General features: G+C 48.2%; 16 protein-coding genes. 6 read left to right on the top strand and 10 right to left on the bottom strand.

Annotation, left to right across the window (positions count from 1 at the left end; genetic code table 11):
- Positions 1-17: 17 nt before the first annotated feature.
- The 5 genes from FGT79_RS21625 to FGT79_RS21605 form a co-directional block, all read right to left on the bottom strand.
- The gene (locus FGT79_RS21625; protein WP_138754925.1) at positions 18-1,406 is read right to left on the bottom strand and encodes a sensor histidine kinase; all 1,389 of its coding nucleotides are present in this window, start codon (positions 1,404-1,406) and stop codon (positions 18-20) included.
- Entirely contained in the window at positions 1,403-2,077 is a 675-nt protein-coding gene (locus tag FGT79_RS21620) for a response regulator transcription factor (protein WP_138754924.1), read from the bottom strand. Before FGT79_RS21620 ends, FGT79_RS21625 begins: the two co-directional genes overlap by 4 nt.
- Before the next feature lie 241 nt (positions 2,078-2,318).
- Positions 2,319-3,560 carry a cation:proton antiporter gene (locus FGT79_RS21615; protein ID WP_138754923.1) on the bottom strand — a complete coding sequence of 414 codons (1,242 nt, stop codon included), beginning with the start codon at positions 3,558-3,560 and terminating at the stop codon, positions 2,319-2,321.
- Between the two features lie 2 nt (positions 3,561-3,562).
- Positions 3,563-4,054: a cation:proton antiporter regulatory subunit gene (locus FGT79_RS21610; RefSeq protein WP_138754922.1), complete on the bottom strand. Its 492-nt coding sequence runs from the start codon at positions 4,052-4,054 to the stop codon at positions 3,563-3,565.
- 47 nt (positions 4,055-4,101) lie between these two features.
- Complete coding sequence (locus FGT79_RS21605) at positions 4,102-4,467, bottom strand: hypothetical protein (RefSeq protein ID WP_138754921.1); 366 nt, start codon at positions 4,465-4,467, stop codon at positions 4,102-4,104.
- 274 nt (positions 4,468-4,741) lie between these two features.
- On the opposite strand from FGT79_RS21605, the gene FGT79_RS21600 reads away from it, so the two are divergent.
- On the top strand, positions 4,742-5,203 hold the full coding sequence (locus tag FGT79_RS21600; RefSeq protein ID WP_138754920.1) for a cupin domain-containing protein: 462 nt from the start codon (positions 4,742-4,744) through the stop codon (positions 5,201-5,203).
- 193 nt (positions 5,204-5,396) lie between these two features.
- Here FGT79_RS21600 and FGT79_RS21595 read toward each other — a convergent pair whose 3' ends face one another.
- Positions 5,397-6,917 carry an HD-GYP domain-containing protein gene (locus FGT79_RS21595; RefSeq protein ID WP_138754919.1) on the bottom strand — a complete coding sequence of 507 codons (1,521 nt, stop codon included), beginning with the start codon at positions 6,915-6,917 and terminating at the stop codon, positions 5,397-5,399.
- Positions 6,918-7,058: 141 nt separating this feature from the next.
- Here FGT79_RS21595 and FGT79_RS21590 point away from each other — a divergent pair, with 141 nt between their 5' ends.
- Positions 7,059-8,237 carry an MFS transporter gene (locus FGT79_RS21590; protein WP_171056365.1) on the top strand — a complete coding sequence of 393 codons (1,179 nt, stop codon included), beginning with the start codon at positions 7,059-7,061 and terminating at the stop codon, positions 8,235-8,237.
- 44 nt (positions 8,238-8,281) lie between these two features.
- Here the strand turns inward: FGT79_RS21590 and FGT79_RS21585 are convergent, their stop codons facing one another.
- Together FGT79_RS21585 and FGT79_RS21580 are read right to left on the bottom strand one after the other, a co-directional pair.
- Positions 8,282-9,943, bottom strand: coding sequence for a PAS domain S-box protein (locus FGT79_RS21585; RefSeq protein WP_138754917.1), 1,662 nt, complete (start codon positions 9,941-9,943; stop codon positions 8,282-8,284).
- A gap of 202 nt (positions 9,944-10,145) precedes the next feature.
- Positions 10,146-10,973, bottom strand: coding sequence for a purine-nucleoside phosphorylase (locus FGT79_RS21580; protein ID WP_138754916.1), 828 nt, complete (start codon positions 10,971-10,973; stop codon positions 10,146-10,148).
- A 274-nt stretch (positions 10,974-11,247) separates the two neighbouring features.
- On the opposite strand from FGT79_RS21580, the gene deoC reads away from it, so the two are divergent.
- On the top strand, positions 11,248-11,937 hold the full coding sequence (deoC, locus tag FGT79_RS21575) for a deoxyribose-phosphate aldolase (RefSeq protein ID WP_138754915.1): 690 nt from the start codon (positions 11,248-11,250) through the stop codon (positions 11,935-11,937).
- Positions 11,938-12,025: 88 nt separating this feature from the next.
- Here the strand turns inward: deoC and FGT79_RS21570 are convergent, their stop codons facing one another.
- A complete protein-coding gene (locus FGT79_RS21570) occupies positions 12,026-12,898 on the bottom strand; it encodes an aldose epimerase family protein (protein ID WP_138754914.1) in 873 nt (290 codons plus the stop codon).
- 603 nt (positions 12,899-13,501) lie between these two features.
- Positions 13,502-14,662, bottom strand: coding sequence for a foldase protein PrsA (locus FGT79_RS21565; RefSeq protein ID WP_138754913.1), 1,161 nt, complete (start codon positions 14,660-14,662; stop codon positions 13,502-13,504).
- 286 nt (positions 14,663-14,948) lie between these two features.
- Between FGT79_RS21565 and FGT79_RS21560 the strand changes: the two genes are divergently transcribed.
- The 3 genes from FGT79_RS21560 (at position 14,949) to FGT79_RS21550 (ending at position 21,541) form a co-directional block, all read left to right on the top strand.
- Positions 14,949-16,400 carry an HD-GYP domain-containing protein gene (locus FGT79_RS21560; protein WP_246096543.1) on the top strand — a complete coding sequence of 484 codons (1,452 nt, stop codon included), beginning with the start codon at positions 14,949-14,951 and terminating at the stop codon, positions 16,398-16,400.
- 109 nt (positions 16,401-16,509) lie between these two features.
- On the top strand, positions 16,510-17,505 hold the full coding sequence (gene mgrA, locus FGT79_RS21555) for an L-glyceraldehyde 3-phosphate reductase (protein WP_138754912.1): 996 nt from the start codon (positions 16,510-16,512) through the stop codon (positions 17,503-17,505).
- 175 nt (positions 17,506-17,680) lie between these two features.
- A complete protein-coding gene (locus FGT79_RS21550) occupies positions 17,681-21,541 on the top strand; it encodes a response regulator (protein ID WP_246096556.1) in 3,861 nt (1,286 codons plus the stop codon).
- Positions 21,542-21,558 lie beyond the last annotated feature (17 nt).

Raw genomic sequence — 21,558 nt, 5'->3', positions numbered from 1 at the left:
TAGAAGAGCCAGCGACCTTATTGCTCAAAAATGTAGATAGTCATTCCGTCCGAGCTGCTCGCCATATGCCAATCAAGCCTCATTTCATGCAGCAAATAGTTCACAATCGCAAGCCCAAGGCCAGCTCCCTTGCTTGATGTATGAGCATCGAGGCCATTGCCGTGATCACGGATAACAAGTGCGAGTCGTCCTTCATAAGTCTCAACCTTGATTCCAATATAGCTGCCGCTCTTTGCATGTCTTATAACGTTTTGGAATACATTATCAAGCACGCGGCGGAAGCCGGCTTTATCCACTTCAAGCAGCATGGCTTCATCAGGCAGGTCGATGTCGGCAGCAATCCCCTCTTGCTCCCACAAAGGGTACCAGGAAGCAGCACTCTCCCGTACGATCCGAAGCAAATCCTGCTGCTCCAGCTTGATCGGATACCTTCCGCTCGTCATGAGTGTGTAAGATAGCAGGTTTTCAATGAGATTATCCAGACTGCCGATCTTCAGTTCCATCTGCTTAATCACTGTTTGCCCGTTCACGCTTAAGGGCTCCCTACTCAAGGAATAAAGCTGGCTGTTCATCACAGTCAGAGGTGTTCTCAAATCATGCGACAGATTGGCAATCAGCTGTTTGCGGAGCTTCTCCTCCGCGAGCTCACGCTCCTTGCTTTCTCTTAGCTGCTCGACCATAAGGTTGAAGGCCGTCTCCAACTGGCCAATCTCATCATGCCTGCTTATCACAATTGGCTGCGGCAGGCTTTGGTTCCCTTGCAAACTCATCGCTGCTTGCAATCCAATCAGACGCTTTCGAATTTGGCGGAAGAAAAGCAAAGAAAGCAGGAAAAATAGGCCAATCATGATGAGCAGGATGGCGACATAGAAAGGCGTGCCGGAACCAATTGGCCGATCCAGTTGAATAATAGAGCGCGGTATCTGCATAACCATGAAGGCTGGCCCCTCATGCTCCGCCCCTAGAAAAGAAACGATCGTAAACGGGTCACTGTCGATGCTGTTTTTCATGAACTGCACCGCGTCAGCAGGTGACCAGTGAATAGGGAGCCTCTCCTGCGGCGGAAGCTGGAGCATCGTCGTGCCCGAGGAATCGACCCAGAACAAGGAGGCCTCTGTATACTTAAGTCTGAGCTCCTCAAGTTTACGATCAACACTTGCAGCATCCGCTTGCCCGAGCAGTGCGGCCTGCTCATGCCACATGGCGGTGATCTCGCTGCTGCTGCCATATTTCAGGTAGCTATCATCGGCACGCTTAACATTTTCTTGAACGATGACGTAAGCGAATGTGGCGATGGGGAGAACGATCGGAATGAACAAAAAAGCGAATAAAATAATGAGCAAATAGCGAGATAATAATGTTTGGCGAAACCGCAGCCTATTTAGGCGCTCCTTCGGCGTCTTCATGGACGTACCCGATAGCCGATGCCGCGCACCGTTTCGATAATTTTCGGCGAGGCCGGATCACGCTCGATTTTCTCTCTTAGATAGCGGATATGGACCATTAGTGTTTTATCCCCGTCCATGTATGCTTCACCCCATATGGCCTCATAAATTTGCTCCTTCGTTAGGATTTGCCCCAAATGGCGAAGCAAATAGCTGAAAATATGAAATTGCTTGCCGGTCAGCATAATCTCTGCGCCGCTGTCCCGGTTTTCAATTCGGTTCTGCTGCTCATACACGAGCAGATGCTTGATGGCGAGGGGCTCGGCTAAGCGTGCGCCAGAGCGGCGAAGCAGTACTTCAATACGAGCGGTCAGCTCGTCAGGGTGAAAGGGCTTTGTCAAATAATCGTCAGCAAATTGCAAGCCCTGCAGCTTGTCATCAATCGACGTGCGAGCCGACAGCATCAGAATCAGAACGTCCGGCATTGCTTTTTTCAACCGTTGTCCGATCGTGAAGCCATCAAGCCCCGGCAGCATGACATCGAGAATGACAAGCCTGCAGCCTTCTGCTGCTGTGAGCGCGCCTTCACCGGTTCTCTGCCAATTGACCGTGTAGCCTTGCGCTTGCAGATGCTCATTAACAAAACGTCCGATTTCGAGATCATCCTCGATATATAGAATAGATGCAGTCATAGGTAAAGGCTTCCTCTCATATGTAAGATGGCTTTCTGCTGCATAACGATGATTCAGCAAGCGGCTGTCAGGCTTATCATTGTTCTTCTAGCTTATACATAAGAGCAGAATAAAGCCATATACGTTGCTCTGCAAGTTGCTTTATCTCTTTATTTAGAGGTAAACACCATTACGGTCAGTGTTTCTAACAAAAAAAGGTCTGATGAGGTTACCCTCATCAGACCTTTCAATGGTTCATGGATCAACTGCCGCCCGAAGGTTCTTTGGCAGGTGTCTTTTCTTTTGGTTTCTTGGCTTTTTCCCATCGGAAGATGCTGTTTAAGCCTTTGAAGACGAGCTTGGATTCCTTCGTAAGAAGGGGTCCTAATATCGCTAGGATGAGCACGTATAATGCGGCGAAAGGCTGAAGCATCTCAAGTAAGCCGCCTGCTTTGCCGAGGTTCGCCATAATAATGGAGAATTCGCCGCGTGACACGATGGTCAGGCCGATATTGGCCGATGCTTTGGGCGATAGACCGGAGCTTTTGCCTGCAAGCATACCTGCTAAGAAGTTACCAAACAACGTAACGGCAACTGCCCCAAGTGACAACCAAACTGCGCCGCCAAGTGCAAATGGGTCAATCGTCAAGCCGAAGCTGAAAAAGAACAAAGCTCCGAAGAAATCTCGGAAGGGTAGAATCATATGCTCGATCCTTTTCATATGAACCGTCTCCGCAAGGACTAGACCGACAAGTAGAGCACCGATCGCTTCTGCTACATGAATCGTTTCCGAGAAGCCTGCTACGAGGAACAGGATTCCGAATACGAGAAGCAGGAACAGCTCGTTAGAGCGTATGTTGAGCAGCTTATTTAGCAGCGGTGCTGCTTTTCGGCCAATAATCAAGAAGAGAAGCATAAAGCCGAGTGCGTAAGAAGCGGACAGAAGCACGCCTCCAAGCGATGAAGAATCACTGAGTACAAGTCCTGACAATACGGAAATGTAGACGGCTAGGAAAATATCCTCGAACATGATGATTCCAAGGATCATCTCTGTCTCCGGATTCGCCGTCCGCTTCAAATCAACAAGAACCTTCGCCACAATCGCGCTGGAGGATATCGTTGTAATACCCGCAATGACCATCGTTTCCGCGACAGGGAAATCATTGATCCAGCCGAATAACAAGCCAAGTGAGAAGTTAATTAGAATATAAATAGTTCCGCCTATCGCAATAGAGCGACCCGATTTCATTAATCGACCCACAGAAAACTCCAGACCTAAATAGAACAGGAGGAACAGCACACCAAGCCGCCCCATGAATTCAATTAGTTCCGCACTATGAATAAACCTAAAGTCCAATATGCCTACGTGTGGCGCATGCGGACCTACGGCCATGCCGATCAAAATGTAAAACGGGATGACGGAAAACCGAATTTTTGCAGCTAATAGCCCGACTAAGGCAATAAGAATAACGGCAAGACCGATCTCCAGCACCATGTGATCCATAATTAACGGCTCCCATTTTGCAGCATCAGCTTAAGAAGCTTTAGATGCTGGCGTTCACCTGCGACAATAAGTGTGGTATCCGTTTTGAAGACATAGTCGGGGCCTGGATTAATATGCTTTGCTTCCTTCTCAACAGCAGCGATAATAGTCGCTCCAGTTGTTTGGCGAATGTTGGCATCGCCAATCGTTCTGCCAATGCATGCTGCATTTGGCTCAATTTTGTACCATTCAATCGTCAAGTCGTCTAGTGCGACTTCGATGGTTTCAAGTGCTTTCGGTTTATAGGTCATTCCGCCAACGATAGCAGCTACCTGGCGTGCTTCCTCGTCTTCAAGGCTAACCATAGAAATGCTGTCATCCGGGTCTTCGTAATCAAAGTGGTACATCTCGCGGCGTCCATCATCGTGAATGATAATGACAAACTTGTCACCGCTTCTCGTCATAATTTGGTATTTGCGCCCAATGCCGGGCAGATCGGATTCTCTGATGTTCATTGTGTATGCCTCCTCATTTGTATTAGTATACGAACAAAATGAGAGCATTAACCAACAAAGTGAGAAGTGAACTTGATGGGGTTCATAAGCAAATCCCGCAATCGCTGCGGAATAGTCGTACGGAGCTCAAACCGGGAAACAGAATGCCTAAATATGCGCATTAGCGCACTCAGGTAAGAGACGAGCAATTGATTCTCGGGCAAAAAGCTTTTGGTTGTGCCATTCTTCTTGCCAACGCTGACAGAGGCTGCGTATCTTGCTCCCGCAATTATGCGACTCGCTCCTGCAGTCTGCTCGAACATATTGCCTGCTTGGTAGGCAAACAGCGCTGCTAGCAGCAGCGGAACAATAATGAGCAAGTTCATTATACGCTTGCGGCTGATGTGTCCAAATTCATATACATCTTTGTTCATCTGTTTACCTCCCAACGTCTTATTAATATAAGTATAACTTATAAATCGGAAATTACAAAGCCGCTTCCTCAAATTAATGTCGATGGAATGTTTCCCATTCGATAAGTATAGATTTTTTTGTAAGCCAGCTTGTACTTAGCGGCTACGTCAACCCCCTCAGAAGGCACTCCTGTTATAGGTGTGCATTCATTGACGATATACCCTACGCGTTATAAAATGAATAACGTATTTATAAATGATATGCACGCAATAGAGAGAAAGAAGGTTGAAATGGATGGGAGTATCGGTGCAACAGCTGTCGCCGCTTGTGGAGCAGCTTGGCTTGAAGCCGCATGTAGAGGGCGGATGGTATAAGGAGATTTGGAAGGCTAGCTTTGAAATACCTCAGGAGGTGCTCGGCGCTCCCTATTCAGGACCACGTTTTGCGGCATCATCTATATATTTTCTGCTGCATCCTGAGGAGTTCTCCGATTGGCATAAGGTTTATTCGGACGAGCTGTGGCTATGGCATTCAGGTAGTCCCATCGTGCTTAGCCTTGGCGGCACTGAAGCGGACCCGGAGACAAGAACAGAAATTATCGTCGGGCCAGATGTGCAAGCAGGTCACCAGCCGCAGGCGCTTGTCCCTGCTAACGAATGGCAGATGACCCGCGTACTAGGCAATGAGCCGGTACTCGTTTCTTGTGTAGTTGCTCCAGGCTTCCATTATGATGATTTCTCGTTGATCAAACGATAAGATCGTTCCGATTCAGAATGGGACAAGAGCCATCCGGAAGGAATATTCCTCCGGATGGCTCTTGTCTGTTATTAGGAGGTATCTTCTTCTCTTTGTCCACGTATAGGAAAGAATATGAGTTTGCTCATCCTTTCTCTATACGTTTCGCTGAAACGATGGCGTCTATAGTATGGATGCCGTAAGGCGTGTCTTCTTATATGTCGCGCAACGCATCCACGAACAGTTGTGTGAGATGAGGGTCCCACTGCGTCCCTTTGCCTTCCTCCAGAATGGAGAGGGCACGTTCATAGGTCATTCCTTTTCGATAGGGACGGTCTGAGGTCATCGCGTCGAATGCATCGGCGATGGCAATAGCGCGTCCAAACAGTGGAATATCCGTGCCGACCAATCCATCGGGATAACCTTTGCCATCATAACGCTCATGATGCGAACGCACTCCTGGCAGCAGATCAGCCATCGCATCGGCAGGCTCTATTTGTTTCAATATATTTTCGCCAAGGATTGGATGGAGCTTGATTTGATCGAACTCCTCGTCGGTAAGCCGACCTTCTTTGAGCAGTACAGCGTCGCGTACTCCAATTTTGCCTATGTCATGGAGTAGGGCCGTTTTATGTAAAATGTCGATTTGGCTTTCGGGCCAGTTAGCCAGTCGCCCGATCTGAACGGAGAAGCGCGCGACTCTTGTTGAATGTCCCGCCGTGTATGTATCGCGTGCATCAAGTGCGGCTGCAAGCGTCATGAAATAGCTTTGGAGCAATTGATTATTGCGCTGCTCGCGTTCCTTTAGACCGTTCACCATATGGTTGAAGCCGGCTATAAGCTTAGAGAATTCATCCGAATAGACATCTGCTGCGCTCGCATCGAAGTTTCCTGCTTCCACGCTGCTCATCCCTTTTTGAATCGTATATATAGGATCCTCGATGTTGCGAGAGAGCAGTGACGCTCCTAAGAGTGAGTATATAATGCCGATAACGAGTATAACGCCTGCCCATTGCCAGTAAGCTAGGCTGCCTTCCAACTGTATGCTGTCGAGTCTGATTTGTGAGGCTAATCCGAAAAGCAGCAGGGGCAGCGTACCAATGAGGAAGGCGCTGAGCCTGAATTTGGTGCGAATAGATACAAGTACTTGCCCTTTTAGCGTTATATCCTGCTTGAATAACTCGACATGTCTGGCGCGAATATGAGTAATGACTGGCCTGATGGCTTTCGTCGTGAGGAAAAACTCGATCATCGCATGCATGCTGGCTATCATGAAAGCGACGGCTGCAGCGATAGTGATGTAGAAATAAGGCACCTTCAGCATGCCAAGCTTAATGAAGATGAACGCCATAACGACAGCGGGAAGCAACAGTCCGAGAAAATGGGGACCAAAGGTGCGAATCACCGACAGCAAGGGGAATTTATGCGTCTGCATATAGGCGGTTTTCAACTGCTCTGATGTGGGCTGAGGAAGTTTGAAGATGATTTGAATCGGTCTCAAATGTCTATAGAAAACAAACAGCTCGCAGATGATCATAATAATAAGGGAGATGCCCATAATGGCTCCCATTACGATACGTTCGCCGGGCGGTATGGATAACGTAGAGAATACGACAACACCTCCAACGCCAACAACGGCAACCGTAGAGCCGAATAAATAATTGCGAAGGAGCTGCGTAAGGAAAGAGGTGTAGAGATGGCCTCCAGCTTGTTCAAGCTTGTTCTGTAATGGCATAAGATGAGACCTCATTTCCGCAATTGCAAATTCGATCGTTCACAGTATCTATAGTATAAATCGTCATTTTAAAATTGTATATTAGCTATAATAGATAAAAAATGATTAAACGATAGCTTAATAATGAAGGGAAATAATGCTGTGAAAGAAACACTCTGGACGAAACCTTTTGTTCTACTGATTTTATCTAATTTATTTCTGTTTCTATCCTTGGAGATGCTGCTGCCAACGCTGCCGATGTTCGCGGCGGAAAAGGGCGGAACGGACGCGCAAATCGGCCTGATTATTGGTTTGTTTACGTTCTCGGCTGTTCTGCTTCGGCCTTTTGTCGGGATGGCCTCTGATAAGTTCGGCAAGAAGCTGCTATTGCTGGTAGGCGTTGCAATCTGTTTAATCGGCACAGCCAGCTATTATGCAGCGGTTACGATTACGATGATGCTCATGCTCCGCATTGTTCATGGAGTAGGGTTCGGCATCTCGACGACGCTATACGGCACAGTAGCCTCTGACATTATTCCTGCTACGCGTAGAGGCGAGGGTATGGGGTTCTTCGGAACGGGCAATGCGGTAGCGATATCGTTAGGTCCCTTTCTGGGGATATGGCTCATGGAGGAGTTTGGCTTCTCTGTTTTGTTCATCGTCGGAGCTTGTATTCTGCTGCTTGCCATCGTGTTCACAGCTTTCGTGAAGGGGGATTCGAAGGCGGAGCGGGTTAAGGTGCAAGCTGCTGCTGAACACACATCGCTCATGCTCAGGTTCGTAGAGCCGAAGGCACTGATGCCTTCTCTGCTTGGCCTGCTCGTGGGCTTGTCGCTTGGCGGTGTCATTAGCTTCATTACACTGTTCGGCAAAGAGACAGGTGTTCAGAATATTGGGTTTTTCTTCTTGGTGCTCGCATTAAGCGAATTCCTTATTCGATTCATCAGCGGTAAAATATTCGATACGAGAGGCAGGTTCTGGGTGCTATTCCCGGCGGCTGTGTCCTGTATCGTCGGTTGTGTCATTCTGTATATGACCCAATCGACCGGTATACTTCTGCTGGCAGCGGTGTTCTATGGTGCGGGCTTCGGCGCTATATTCCCAGGCTTGCAGGCGTGGGTTATTGATCGCGTCGAGCCTGCGCGCAGAGGTGTGGCAACAGCCACCTTCTATAATGCCTTCGATATCGGAATCGGAAGTGGAGCGATGCTGCTCGGCCTTGTTGCTACTTGGAGCAATTATGCAACGATGTATTTGGTTTCAAGTTTGTTTTTTGTCATTTATTTGGTGGTCTATTTCATGTACGAGAAGAAGCTCAAGCTTACTAAGGCAGAGGGGTAAGAACGGAATAAAGCCGCTGCTATATGCAGCGGCTTTATCCCGTTCTATTTGGATATATATCGATCCTTGCCTTCACGTTTGGCTTGGTAGAGAGCACTATCTGCCCATGTGAACAACTCATCTTGGGTGATGCTGGAATTCGGATTCCAGGTCGCAGAGCCGAGGCTGATGGTAACATGGGTACATCCTGACGTTTCGGCGTGGGGAATCTGCAGCTCGCGTACAGCCTTCAGAAGAGCAACGGCAATCGTAGCAGCACGAACCTCACTCGTCTGCGGCAAAATAATGCCGAACTCCTCGCCCCCATATCTGGCGACGATATCGAGAGGGCGCTTCAACGTGCTGCGCAGGGCGGCGGCGATTTGTCTTAGACAATCGTCGCCTTTCTGATGCCCGAAATTATCGTTGTACGCTTTGAAATTATCGATGTCGCCGATCATCAGCGTGAGCGGCATGTGATGCTTCTGCGCTTCCTCCCACTCATTGTTCCATACTTCATCGAAGGAGCGCCGATTGGCGATCTTAGTCAGCTCGTCAACGTGTGAGAGTGCATGCAGCAGTTGGTACTGCTCAAGCAACTGCAGCTCAATCTCTTTGCGCGGCGTTACATCTCGGGAGACCGCGACCATGGTATGAGACCGGTCGCCCTCAAGAAAGACGACGCTCGTTGTTGTCTCGAACCATCGGTAAGCACCATTCTTGTGCTGCAATCGGTACGTAATCGCATAATCGCCCAGTTGTTGGTAGTCGAGTTCTCGATGCTCCTTTATACGCTGCCTATCGTCAGGATGGATATAATCAAAGGGGGATTGTCCAATCAATTCATCATCTCTGTAGCCAAGCAGAGAATAACAGGCAGGAGAAATATAGGTCAAGATACCTTCACTGTCATGCTTGGAGATGACATCGCTTGAGTTCTCGGCAAGCATTCTGAAGCTCTTCTCACTTTCGGCCAGCTTGTCTGCGATCTGCTTCCTCTCCGTAATCTGACGGAAATGTATGGATAAGCCGAAATCTGACGGATACACGTTAGCCTCAAGCCAATGATTAAGTTTTGGAATGAATTGCTCGTAGACCCGCGACTCACTATGCTCAAGTGCAAGTTTACATTCATAGTAGCTGATGGAGCCGACTAGCCATGGAAATACATCCCATATGGGCTGATTAATCAGCTCTTCATTGCTGCGCTTGAATAGCTTCTGTGCAGCTATATTGGTATAGATGAACCGAAAGTTATGGTCAAGTGAAATGAAGGCATCGGATATGCTCTCCAGGATGGTAGATATTTGTTTTGTCAGCTGTTTGACTTCCGATACGGCTCTGGTCTTCTCCGATATGTCCATCATTTGCGATATGAAATGTCTTGGATTGTCTTGTTCGTCATATACAAGCGATACAGATAACAAGGCTGTTGCTATGCCGCCAGATTTGGTTTTATAACGTTTCTGCATCTGATAGGTATCGATGAATCCGTCTAATAATTGCTTAACGTAGCGGTCATCCTGTTCAAGATCGTCGGGGTGAGTAATTTGGGCATAAGTCAGCCCAGATAGCTCGCTATCCTCATAACCCAGCATCGCATGAGCAGAGGGATTGGCTACCATAATTCGACCGTCTAAATCAACTAAAGCCATTCCAATTGAAGCGTAATGGAAAGCGCTGGTGAATAAATCGGCTTCACGATTAGGTTTTGAAATCAAGGTCAAGCTCCGCACCTCTCCTGTTGTCCATACTGGATATGAATGTTGCTATATAGTAAAGAATAGTTCACAACCTGACGTTTGTCCACATGCTGGATTAGTAAGGGTTAGAATGGGGTAAAAGGGCATGGGTCCTAACGCTCTTTGCCGAAAAAAAGCAGCTGTCTACAAGTCATTGACCTGCTAACAGCTGCTAATATTGTAATATTTATACGCTGAACGCACCTACTGATGCTTTCACCAAAGCGATGAATTTCGGCCTTGCTTGCTCGGCCACTCGTACGACCTGTTCATGCGTAAGCGGCTCAAGCTCGTCGCCAATGGCCATATCGGTAATACAAGTAATACCGACAACGTTAATGCCTGTATAGTTAGCTGCCATAACCTCTGGGGCAGTTGACATACCGACGGCATCAGCACCCCAGCCTGCCATCATCGAAAGCTCAGCCGGGGTACAATAAGCAGGACCAGAGATGCTTACGTATACGCCTTGCTGCAGCTTGATCGCAAGCTCTTCCGCTTTGCTTGCCACAATACCGCGGAGCTCACGGTTATAGGCTTGCGACATATCGGGGAAGCGCGGTCCGAGTTCGGGGATATTAGCGCCCAAGAGCGGGTTGCTGCCGGTGTTGTTAATATGGTCGGTGATCAGCATGAGATCGCCAGCAGCGAAAGCGCGGTTCATTCCGCCGGCAGCGTTCGTTACCAGCAAAGTTTGAATGCCAAGCTGCTTCATGACATAAACCGGGAATACAACCTCTTTCATCGAGTAGCCCTCATAATAATGAAAGCGGCCCTTCATGACGAGAACGGTTTTTCCTTCCAATTGTCCGATGACAAGCTCGCCAGAATGGCCTTCTACTGTAGAAACAGGAAAGTGTGGAATTTGACCGTATGGAATGACGACGGGATCCGTTACTTCATCAGCCATAACGCCTAGTCCTGATCCCAATATAAGTCCAATTTGCGGCTGTACCTGCAGTTGCTGCCGAATATAAGCTGCAGCTTCATTTATTTTGATCAGCATATTTTCCATGAGAGAATGACCTCCTATTGTTTGATCACGAACAGCATGGGCTTCTATACCTGCCTTAGTCGGTTCGATGAGCATAACAATCATAGCGTACCGCATGTGATAAAGTAAACCAAAGAGCCTGAGCAGCAAGAGCTTGTTGTTGTTTGGAGTAAAGCTTCGTATAATAAAACGTAACCTGCGTGCTCGATTATCTATTCGAATAGATACGAGGCGCATAGGCAGCACGTTTGCCTGCCTAGCATAAACGCAACGAATGAAATTGGAGGAATAAATAATGAGCAGCAGAACAAATTACACGCCAGCAGAGCTTGGGGCGATGATCGATCATACGATACTAAAAGCAGATGCAACAAAAGATGAGGTGCTCCAAATTTGCCGCGAGGCGAAGCAATATCAGTTCGCAACGGTTTGTGTGAATGCAGGCTGGGTAACAACTGCGGCGGAGGAGCTCGCGGGCTCGGGTGTTGGCATCACGACGGTGGTTGGTTTCCCGCTTGGAGCGACGACTACGGCGTCCAAGGCAGCTGAGGCTAAGTTTGCCATTGTGGATGGAGCTACAGAAATTGATATGGTGCTGAATATTGGTTTGCTCAAATCAGGTGACCTGGAAGGTGTGCAGCGTGATGTAGAGGGTGTTGCTGCGGCTGTTAAGGGACAGGCTATCTTGAAGGTTATTCTTGAAACGGGACTGCTGACTGATGAGGAGAAAGCCGTTGCAAGTGCGATTTGCAAAGATGCAGGCGCCGATTTCGTGAAGACGTCAACGGGTTTCGGCAAAGGCGGAGCGACGGTTGAAGACATCGCTTTGATGCGCCGTACGGTTGGCCCTGACATTGGCGTGAAAGCTTCGGGAGGCGTTCGCGATCGTGAAACGGCGCTACAGATGATCGCTGCCGGCGCAACGCGCATTGGCGCAAGCTCAGGCATCGCTATTGTGACAGGCGGTCAAGGCGAAGGCTACTAAATCAACTAATATGAAACGGGGCTGCTCAACTCGCTGTGATCATTCGCAGCGGAAGCCGAGCAGTCCCTTTTTTGTCTACATAACCTGCTTAGCGCACGCAGCTGATTGTCAGATTGGCATGCAACTCTTCGCCGGCATCGAGCATAACAAGCTCTTCTTGGCGGTTAAGCTCGCTAGTCTTAGCCATCCAAGGTTCCACGCATACGAATGGACGGTCCTTCACAGACCAGAGCACCATGTATTTGAATATATCGTCATACTTTAAGCGAACGCGTGCTCCTTGCAAAACAGGGAACGAAATCTCGCTTTTTTTAACATCAAGCAAGGTGACAGACTCGACAAGGTCTTCCAAATCAATAACGCCATTGAATGGTTTTTCTTTATTATCGTTGTAATCGAGGTATTGCGTTGCATCAATATCGTAAGCGATCTGCTTGCCCGAATCGATCGCGAAGTAAGGATGGAAGCCAGCATAGAAAGGCATTGTGTCTGCTTCGCTAAGGTTGCGGTAGGTCTGCCTAATGTGCAGCTCTCCATTCTGTAGCGCGTATGTAAACTGCAGCTCAAATTCGAACGGGTAAGAGCGCAGCGTTTCCTCATTGCTGCGAAGGCGAATGGTAATAGAGGCTTCTCCGTCTATGCCGGTGCCGACCACTTCCCATACTGCGGTACGTGCGACACCGTGGTTAGCCATCGGGTAGGTTTCACCGTTCCACGTATAGGACTGCTGCTCAAGCTGTCCGCATATAGGGAAGAGAATTGGATTGCCGCCCCGAATATTAGCTGTAGGGTGCTCGAAGGTTGACTTGTCCAAGTAGAAGAGCTCTAGCCCGTGAAGCTGGCAGCCAATTACGATGCCGCCGCGCTCGGGGCATACGATAACGCGTGATTGTGAGCTCTCCTCCGTTAGTTCATACAAAGTATAGGTATCCGTATAGCTGCGAACCTCATAGTTGCTCACGTAGTTCCCTCCAATAGTAGGTAAATGTCCTCTGGTCTCATCATATCATATCCCGCTTGCTGATTTCCGCCTATGACGTCATATCGCCTTACCGGGCAAACGGAAGTCCACTGTACAGCCAGAATCTGCAGTTTTCAAAATGGCCGAATCTAGTAAAACAATCATCTACTCCGAGTTCAGGAGAATTGAATAGTATGTATTAGCTAAAGAGAAGCGTAAGCACATCAAGCAGTCGCAATACGAAAGTCGAGCATACAACGCAGCCGTTCATATTGCCGAAACGAACTGATTTCTATCCTCTATTAACCAAGCTTAACGACTAACGGTACTCGCAAGCTTGCGTCATCTGCAGCCAAGCCCCCCTAAGCCTATCCCTCCAGGTGACTGGGGGCTTTTTTTATAGAAAGGATACTTTCATGCGTCCCTTCTTAAAATATAAGAATGTATAAGTTTGTTAGCTTATAAAGGGCTTATATTTCACCTTCAAGCGCCTTCAGCGTCTTAAAGGACGCCGAAGTAGCTTGATCTATTCATATTTACAAAAAAACAGCGTGACAGAGGCATTGAAACACCTAAGTCACACTGTTAGCTTCTGGTATTTGATTATTGAGCAGCAGGCGCTTCCGTTGCTGCTGGATCAGCTGAAGCTTCAGGGGATAGCGTATTCGTAATCTTCGCTTTCGCACGAATTTCCGTCATCCAAGCTTCGGATAGCTCGTTCGCTTCGGTAGCAACCAACTGTCGCTTGATCTCTTCCTTCTTCTCTTCGAAAGTAGGAATAACAGCCGCTTTCTCAGCCGTTTTCTTAATAATGTGGAAACCGTGCTCGGATTGTACGACAGCACTGATTTCATTAATCTTCAATGCGAACGCAGCCGCTTCGAATTCAGGAACCATTGCGCCTTTGCCGAAGAAGCCGAGGTCGCCGCCATTATCCTTCGAGCCTGTGTCGATGGATTTCTCCTTCGCGATGGCTGCAAAGTCGCCGCCTTGCTTGATTTCAGCCAGAATAGCATCAGCTTCTTCTTTGGTTGCAACCAAGATGTGCGAAGCTTGAATTTCTTCTGGTGTGCCAAGCGTATCTTTGTTGGTATCATAGAACTGCTTTATTTCGTCGTCCGTTACGTCTGTTTTCGGCTCTAGAATTTTGCGGATCGTCAGATTGATCTTCGTATCCTTCTTCAAGCTCTCCAGCGTCATTTGGTATTGAGCAAGCGTGGATTCGAATTGCTCATCCGACTCAAAGCTTTTTTTGATCAGATCGATTTCGGCATCGATGTCTGCATCTGTTACCTCAATGTTGCTTGCTTTGGCTTCCTGATTGATCAGCTCTTCTGTAATGATGTTATCAAGCGTAGCTTTCCCGCCTGCTGTTACGAGGGCATCGTATAGTCTGTCTTGTTTTATGTTGACGCCATTGACCGTAGCAACCGTTTCGTCACTAGATCCACCGAATGGCGGCTTAATCAATACGATGATAAGCGCAATCGCCAGGACAGCCGAAATAATTGCCCATATCTTGCCGCTGCCGCCTTGAGGCGGTTGCTGATTGCTCTCGCCGCTTAGTGAAGTTGCGCGAAGTTCTTCGCGTACAGCTTCTTCATTCTCTTCAATCGTTTCCTGCTGGAGCTCTTCTTCGATCGCGGCATCCTGTTCAGAAAGCTCGCCTAGCTGCTCTTCGTTTTTATCAAGCGTGAAACGTTCTTCTTTCGCAGTCAATTCTTTTTCTGCGTCTTTTTTTGACTGCGACTCTTTGTTATCCATTCCATAAACTCCCTTCGATTTGCCCATCTTCAATTACTATATCAAAACAAGCCTAAAAAAACCTTAATCTAAAATAAAAATATAGTTTGCCGTATGCATAAATATTCAGAATCGGCTGAACTTCACTATTTATACGAGGCTTTCTTGATGTTATGATAGATGAAAGAATATTATCCAACATTATCCTACAAATTTCGCGCTTTCTTTCAAAACCGCATATTTGTAACGACGCTTTGGCGACAAGGTTATTATATATATTATTGAACGACATGTAGGAGGAAGCAGCTTGAGTAAAAATACGGCGATATTCATACGATTTGCAGCAGCCATGCTCTTGCCGCTTGCCGCTTATTTATTAGTTAGAGGCACCACTTTCGACAAAATCATCAATGCGCCACATGAGCATTTCTACATCGTCAGCCTTGTTGCACTGCTATCGCTTGGACTTGCCATAGCGGTCGGCTTCGTTGCCATTTCCCTCCGCAATATTAAGATTAGTTTTCTTTCCCTATCTTATGTATCGTTAACCGCGATGTTTGTTCTGCACGGCTTGTCTACACCAGGCTTCATCATGCATCACTCCGGAATAGCAGGCAGCGCGGCCCAGCTAAGCGTATTGCTTGCTGTTGTTTGGCTGTGGCTCTCATCGCTTTCAGTGGATCAGCCGATCATCAAGTGGTTCACGGAATGGCAGCGATATTTGCTTCCAGTCTGGAGCGTTCTCTTGTTTGGCTTCTGTTTCTTTTTGTGGTTTTTTCCGGATACCATTATGTTTTTCCAGCTGAAGGAAGTACCGATGATGTGGGCGGCTACGCTGTTTATTATCGCAATGAACGGTTGGACCATCTATCGTTATTTGATGACCTATATATCCACGCGCTTTCCATTGCAGCTGGCGATTGTCTACGGTGCGGGCTGGATGATAGTTGCACAGATCATTATCGTTACGGGGGAAACATGGAATGTAAGCTGGTGGCTGTACCACTTTCTGCTGCTCGCTTCTGTTCTCATTATGGTTACGGGTATTGTTAACCAGTATGTCAGTTCCAAATCCATTACATCTTCGATTAAGCTTATGTTTCGGTCGAATCCGAGCGATTGGATCAATACCTATATGTCAACGAGTGTCCGTGAGTTGGTCATGACAACGGAAGCGCGTGATTCGTACACAGCTGGCCATAACTACCGCGTGGCGCTTTACGCACTGAAGCTGGGTGAGGAGCTTAGCTTATGCTCAGAGGAGCTGCGGGCCATCGCGCAGGGCGGTCTCGTTCATGACGTTGGGAAGCTGCGTATTCCCGATACGATTCTTAACAAGCCCGGCAAGCTTACGCCGGAGGAGCGCCTCATCATAGAAGTACATCCCGTATCGGGCTACGATTTATGCAAAAGACTGGGCTTTATGCCGGAGGAGCTATCCGTTGTTCGTTCGCATCATGAGAAGTGGGACGGCAGCGGCTATCCCGATCAGCTCGCGGGAGAGGAGATTCCGCTTCTCGCACGAGTGACTGCCATCGCTGATGTGTACGATGCGCTTACTTCCTCGCGTTCTTACCGCAAGGCTATGACGCATGAAGCGGCAATGGAGATTATTCTGAAGGAGCGCGGGAAGCACTTCGATCCGTATTGCGTCGATGCGTGGGAGCGGCTCGTGCAGGAGCAGCCGCTGTTCTTTGAGGAAACGATAAAGAACAGCCCGCATTTGAAGTTGGATAAGAAGTATGTCAATGTTAGGTAGCGGAGTTTCCCATTTGCAAGCAAGAGCAGTACAATAGAAAGTGATTGTGCTCGTATGCCTGCATATCGGCTGGGAGCACAACTAAATAACAGCTTGGAGGATATCGAACATGACTTATTTAGCGGCTAATAATCGGTATGAGAGCATGAAGTATAATCGCGTCGGGCGGAGCGGCCTGAAACTGCCTGCCATATCCTTAGGTCTTTGGCATAATTTTGGCGGCGTTGACCGCATCGAGAATGGACGGGCTATGGTGCACCGTGCGTTCGATCTAGGTATTACCCATTTCGACCTTGCGAACAACTACGGACCACCAGCTGGTTCCGCAGAGGAAATGTTCGGTCAAATTCTGAAGCAGGATCTGGCGGCATACCGTGATGAGCTTATTATTTCAACTAAAGCTGGCTATTATATGTGGGAGGGTCCTTATGGAGATTGGGGCTCACGCAAGTATTTAATCTCGAGCTTGGATCAAAGTTTGAAACGAATGAATATGGATTACGTGGACATTTTCTACCACCACCGTCCAGATCCGAATACACCTCTTGAAGAAACAATGGGAGCACTTGATCATATCGTTCGCAGCGGCAAAGCACTTTATGTTGGCGTTTCTAACTACAGCGCGGAGCAGAGTGCTCAAGCAGCAGCCATACTGAAACAGTTGGGTACGCCGTTTCTTATTCATCAGCCATCCTACTCGATGTTCAATCGATGGATTGAGAACGGACTGCAGGATGTACTAGAGCAGGAAGGCGTTGGCTCTATCGTATTCTCCCCGCTGGCCGGAGGCTTGCTGACTAATCGCTACTTGAACGGCGTTCCTGCCGACTCGCGTGCGGGAGGTCCTAGCGTGTTTCTGAAAGCGGATCAGATTACAGACGCCAAGTTAAGCCAGATCAAGCAGCTCAATGAGCTTGCTGGGGAACGTGGTCAATCGCTTGCTCAGATGTCCTTGGCGTGGGTGCTGCGGGGCGGAAGAGTAACCTCGGCATTGATAGGTGCAAGCCGTGTGGAGCAGATTGATGACAACGTCGCAGCGCTCAGCCGACTTGATTTCAGCGATGAGGAGCTTGGCCGTATTGAATCGATTCTACGTGCTGAATAGAAGCACCGTTATTTGAAGTTCTTAATGAAAGAGCTGGAGCAGCATGTCGCAGTATTGCGGCATGCAAGCTCTAGCTTTTTTTTGCTCCCAATGATGGATAAAAGAGGTATAATAGTGTCAAAGTTCGACAGCTTCGGAAAAATGGACAGCGGAAGGGGAAACCGGCTTGAAAAAAATGTCGTTGCGGACAAAAGGATTACTATATATTTTGCTTATTTCTTTATTCCCGCTGTTACTGGCCGGTATGGGCAACTACTCCGTAGTGAAGAAGGCGATGATGCAATCGGAGGTTGAGAAGACTAGCAGCAAACAGGATAATCTAGCGAATGATCTGGCTGCATGGATGGCAATCCGCAAGGCAGAGGTTGTTGTCATGAGTCGTACGGAAGTAGTGAGGTTCGGCTCGGATGAGGAGCGCCTTCATTACTTCGGAAGAGAGCTCGTGCGAGGCGGCTTTATGTATCATGCGCTCGGTTATATTGAAGAGAAAGGCATGGCCTTGCGAACGGACGGGCCCATAACAGATATGCGCAGGGAAGCTTTTTTCCAGAAGGCGGCCGAGGGGCAAGTGGTGATCACAGATCCTTTCGTGCCCGGGTTCTCGGATGTTAAGCAGTCTCTCATTTTAGTACCTGTATATGGGGCTACGAATGAGCTGAAGGGCATCGTGTACGCTTCTATCGTATTCTCGACGTTGCGTCCATTCATAGAGTTCGCGGGCGAGCATTCTGTTGTCCGTTTGTTTAACGATGAAGGTGGTCTTATCTATAGCTCCGAATCCGATGTGTTAGTCAAGGCGAGCTTATTCGACAAGGAATCACCACTGCGGCCGATTGCCGATGATATGATCAGATCTTACCAAGGAGTCTCGGACATTAGCATTGCAGGTGTGCCCTATGCCGTTTTTCATACGAAAGTGAGTGAAACACCTTGGAGGATCGCCCTTCAGGAGCCGGAGTCCATACTTAAAGAGAAAATAAAGCCGATCTTCTGGCGCATCTTTAGTATGATTGCGATTGCTGAATTCATTATTGCTGTATTTTTCTTTCTATATTTCGAACGTATGGTTAAGCGGCTTGAACGCATACTCGGCGTTACAGAGCAAGCAGCAGCTGGCAAATTCGAGGCTGAGCATTTGGAGGTTGAGCCTCATGATGAGATTGGACAGCTGGGCCACTCTGTTAATGGGATGATGGAGCATCTGCAGGAGATGTTCGATCGGCTCGAAGCGATTATTAATCAGAACCAATATGCGTTCATCGTGCTTGATGAAAATTATAAAATAACCTATCTCAACAAAACGGCAGAGGACATGCTCGGCTATAAGTCAGAGGAGCTGGCAGGCGCAGCGACACCGTTGTTATTTATGGATTTGGATGAAATAAGCGCGGAGGCAGAGAAGCTGACGATCAGCTTGGGGAGAGAGGTACAGCCTGGTCTTGAAGTATTCAAGGAACTGCGCAGCGAGCGCTTCTCTTACGAGCGGGAATGGACTTTTATTCATAAGGACGGGACGCGGATTCCGACCCTTCACAGTTCTAATGGACTGCGGGATCGCAATGGGCGATTCTCTGGCGTCGTAGGCATGGTGCTGGATATCTCGGACCGTAAGCAAATGGAGAAGACGCGTAATCGTTTGCTAAATATCGTGGAGTCAGCCAAGGATTTGATCGCATCGGTCAGTATGAGCGGCAAGCTTGTATATATAAATCGCGCAGGTAGAGAGATGCTGGGTTTGGCGAATGCTGCAAGCAGCGAGTATTCCGTTGAACAGTATGCCGAGCCGGAAATGTATAAAGAGCTGGTGAAAGGCGCGGTAATGGCTAAAGAATTCGGGTATTGGGAGAGCGGAGCACAGCTTCTGAAGACGAATGGCGAGCAGATTCACGTATCCATGGTTGTTGTAGCACATGAGGATAAAGACACCGGGGAGGTCTTTTTCTCCTGCATAGCAAGAGATATATCGGAGCAGAAAATGGTTCAAGAGGAGCTGGTTCGAGCGACACTCGAGGCGGAGGAAGCCAATCAGGCGAAGAGCCGGTTTCTAGCGCTAATGAGCCATGAGATCCGCACACCGCTGAATGGTATTATCGGCTTAACTCAGCTCATGCGCAAAACAGGTCTATCTGCTTCCCAAAAGGATTATATGGACAAAATGAATACTTCATCTGAGACTTTGCTTAGACTCATAAATGATATTTTGGATTTCTCCAAAATTGAGGCAGGTAAAGTCGATATTGAACGGCTCCCATTCCAGCTCAATGAGGTGATGAACCGTATCACTGATCAGCTCAGTGTGTTTATGGGCGGCAAGGAGCAATTCGAGTTCATTATAGATACGCCGGAAGGGCTGCCACAGACGATTATCGGCGATGCGATGCGCTTAGAGCAGGTGCTTCTGAACATCTGTATGAATGCGATTAAATTTACGAATCGAGGCAGAGTAAGGCTGCAGCTTGACCTGGTTCATGAAACCGACCATGCAATAAGTCTGCGCTTTACGATCTCGGATACGGGAATCGGCATGAGCCAGCAGCAGGTGGACAAGCTGTTTAAGCCGTTCACACAGGCTGACGGGTCTACGACTAGAAAGTTCGGAGGCACGGGTTTAGGGCTTGTTATATCCAAATCATTAGTGGAGCTTATGGGCGGCAGGCTTGAGGTGTTGAGTGAGGCTTACGTTGGAAGCCAGTTCTATTTCACGCTTCCGTTTACGGTTACCCATAAGTATGCGGAGCCGCGTTGGCAGGCTCGTCAGGACTTGCTGGAGCAGCCTGTCTGGATCGTTGAGGATGATGATGAGATGCGGGGACATTGGAGCGATTTAATTGAAAATTATGGATTGACCCCCATTCCGTTTCAATCTTGGAAGATGGCTAGAGATCGACTGCGCCGTATCGGAGCAGGGGCACTGCCTAAGCTGATCGTTCTTGATATGGAGATGCCGGATATGTACGGAGCAGAAACCTGGCTTGAGTTTCATCGGGATGCTGAGCTTGCAGGCGTCAAGACCATTGCAATGACAACCTCGTACGGTCGAGATGAGATGATGCAGCTTTCGGCTGAGCAAAGACCTGTTACACTGCTGATCAAGCCGATTATGAGATCTGGCATGCTGAGGGCAATTGAAAGTGTTTTGGAAGACAAAGGTAAAAATGCAAGGGAGCAGGAACGTGAAGCGCCTGCTGTACCGGCACAGCAGAATAGGACAAGCACTCGGATATTGCTTGCGGAGGACAATAAGATTAATCAACTGGTCGCAATCGAAATATTGAAGGACCAGGGGTATGAGGTTGGCCTCGCTGAGAATGGCGAAGAGGTGCTCCAGAAGCTCGTCCAAGAACGTTGGGATCTGATTCTAATGGATATTCATATGCCAGTCATGGATGGCTCAGAGGCTGTTCGTCTCATTAGAGCGCAAGCAAAGTATGATGATATTCCCATTATAGCCGTAACCGCAAACGTGCTTCGAAACGATCACGAGCGTTATATGAAGCTCGGTATGAATGACGTCGTCACGAAGCCAATCTCTTCAGAGCGCTTGCATACCGTCATCTCGTATTGGCTGAAAGAGGGATGCATGCTCCTTGCCAAAGCCGATGCACCTCATGAGTCGCAGAAGGAAGTGAAGCGAACCCGTGCGCCTGAGGAAGCAAGCGAGAGTCTTCTGCCGGCTATTGCAGGCATGGATGTTGAAAGTGCGCTTGCGAGGGTGAATGGCAAGCTGCCCATCCTACTCCATATGATGGATCAATTCGTTCTCGATTACGACTTCTTCGCTGATCAGCTTCGAATGATGGTGAAGCAATCGGAGCTGACGATTGTGAAGCGTATGGCTCATACGCTCAAGGGAGCGGCTGGATATTTATCTGCTTATGAATTGTTAGACGCAGCCTGCGAGGTAGAACGTATTGTGAAGCTTCCGGAGCTGGCGACTGACAGTCTGCACGCTGCAATTATGCAGCTGGAAGTGGCACTTAACCAGCTCTTAGGCGGCCTTCGACAAGCAAAGAAAGATTTCGACAATAAATCCTAACAATTTTCTAACAAGTT

It is taken from the genome of Paenibacillus sinopodophylli, assembly GCF_005930355.1.
Lineage (GTDB): Bacteria > Bacillota > Bacilli > Paenibacillales > Paenibacillaceae > Pristimantibacillus > Pristimantibacillus sinopodophylli.
This window is presented reverse-complemented; position numbering and strand designations above follow the sequence as displayed.

Bases quoted from the DNA above. Each gene is read 5' to 3' on its own strand.
- FGT79_RS21625 (WP_138754925.1), bottom strand. From the start codon at position 1,406: ATGAAGACGCCGAAGGAGCGCCTAAATAGGCTGCGGTTTCGCCAAACA.
- FGT79_RS21620 (WP_138754924.1), bottom strand. From the start codon at position 2,077: ATGACTGCATCTATTCTATATATCGAGGATGATCTCGAAATCGGACGT.
- FGT79_RS21615 (WP_138754923.1), bottom strand. From the start codon at position 3,560: ATGGATCACATGGTGCTGGAGATCGGTCTTGCCGTTATTCTTATTGCC.
- FGT79_RS21610 (WP_138754922.1), bottom strand. From the start codon at position 4,054: ATGAACATCAGAGAATCCGATCTGCCCGGCATTGGGCGCAAATACCAA.
- FGT79_RS21605 (WP_138754921.1), bottom strand. From the start codon at position 4,467: ATGAACAAAGATGTATATGAATTTGGACACATCAGCCGCAAGCGTATA.
- FGT79_RS21600 (WP_138754920.1), top strand. From the start codon at position 4,742: ATGGGAGTATCGGTGCAACAGCTGTCGCCGCTTGTGGAGCAGCTTGGC.
- FGT79_RS21595 (WP_138754919.1), bottom strand. From the start codon at position 6,917: ATGCCATTACAGAACAAGCTTGAACAAGCTGGAGGCCATCTCTACACC.
- FGT79_RS21580 (WP_138754916.1), bottom strand. From the start codon at position 10,973: ATGGAAAATATGCTGATCAAAATAAATGAAGCTGCAGCTTATATTCGG.
- deoC (WP_138754915.1), top strand. From the start codon at position 11,248: ATGAGCAGCAGAACAAATTACACGCCAGCAGAGCTTGGGGCGATGATC.
- FGT79_RS21565 (WP_138754913.1), bottom strand. From the start codon at position 14,662: ATGGATAACAAAGAGTCGCAGTCAAAAAAAGACGCAGAAAAAGAATTG.
- mgrA (WP_138754912.1), top strand. From the start codon at position 16,510: ATGACTTATTTAGCGGCTAATAATCGGTATGAGAGCATGAAGTATAAT.
- FGT79_RS21550 (WP_246096556.1), top strand. From the start codon at position 17,681: ATGTCGTTGCGGACAAAAGGATTACTATATATTTTGCTTATTTCTTTA.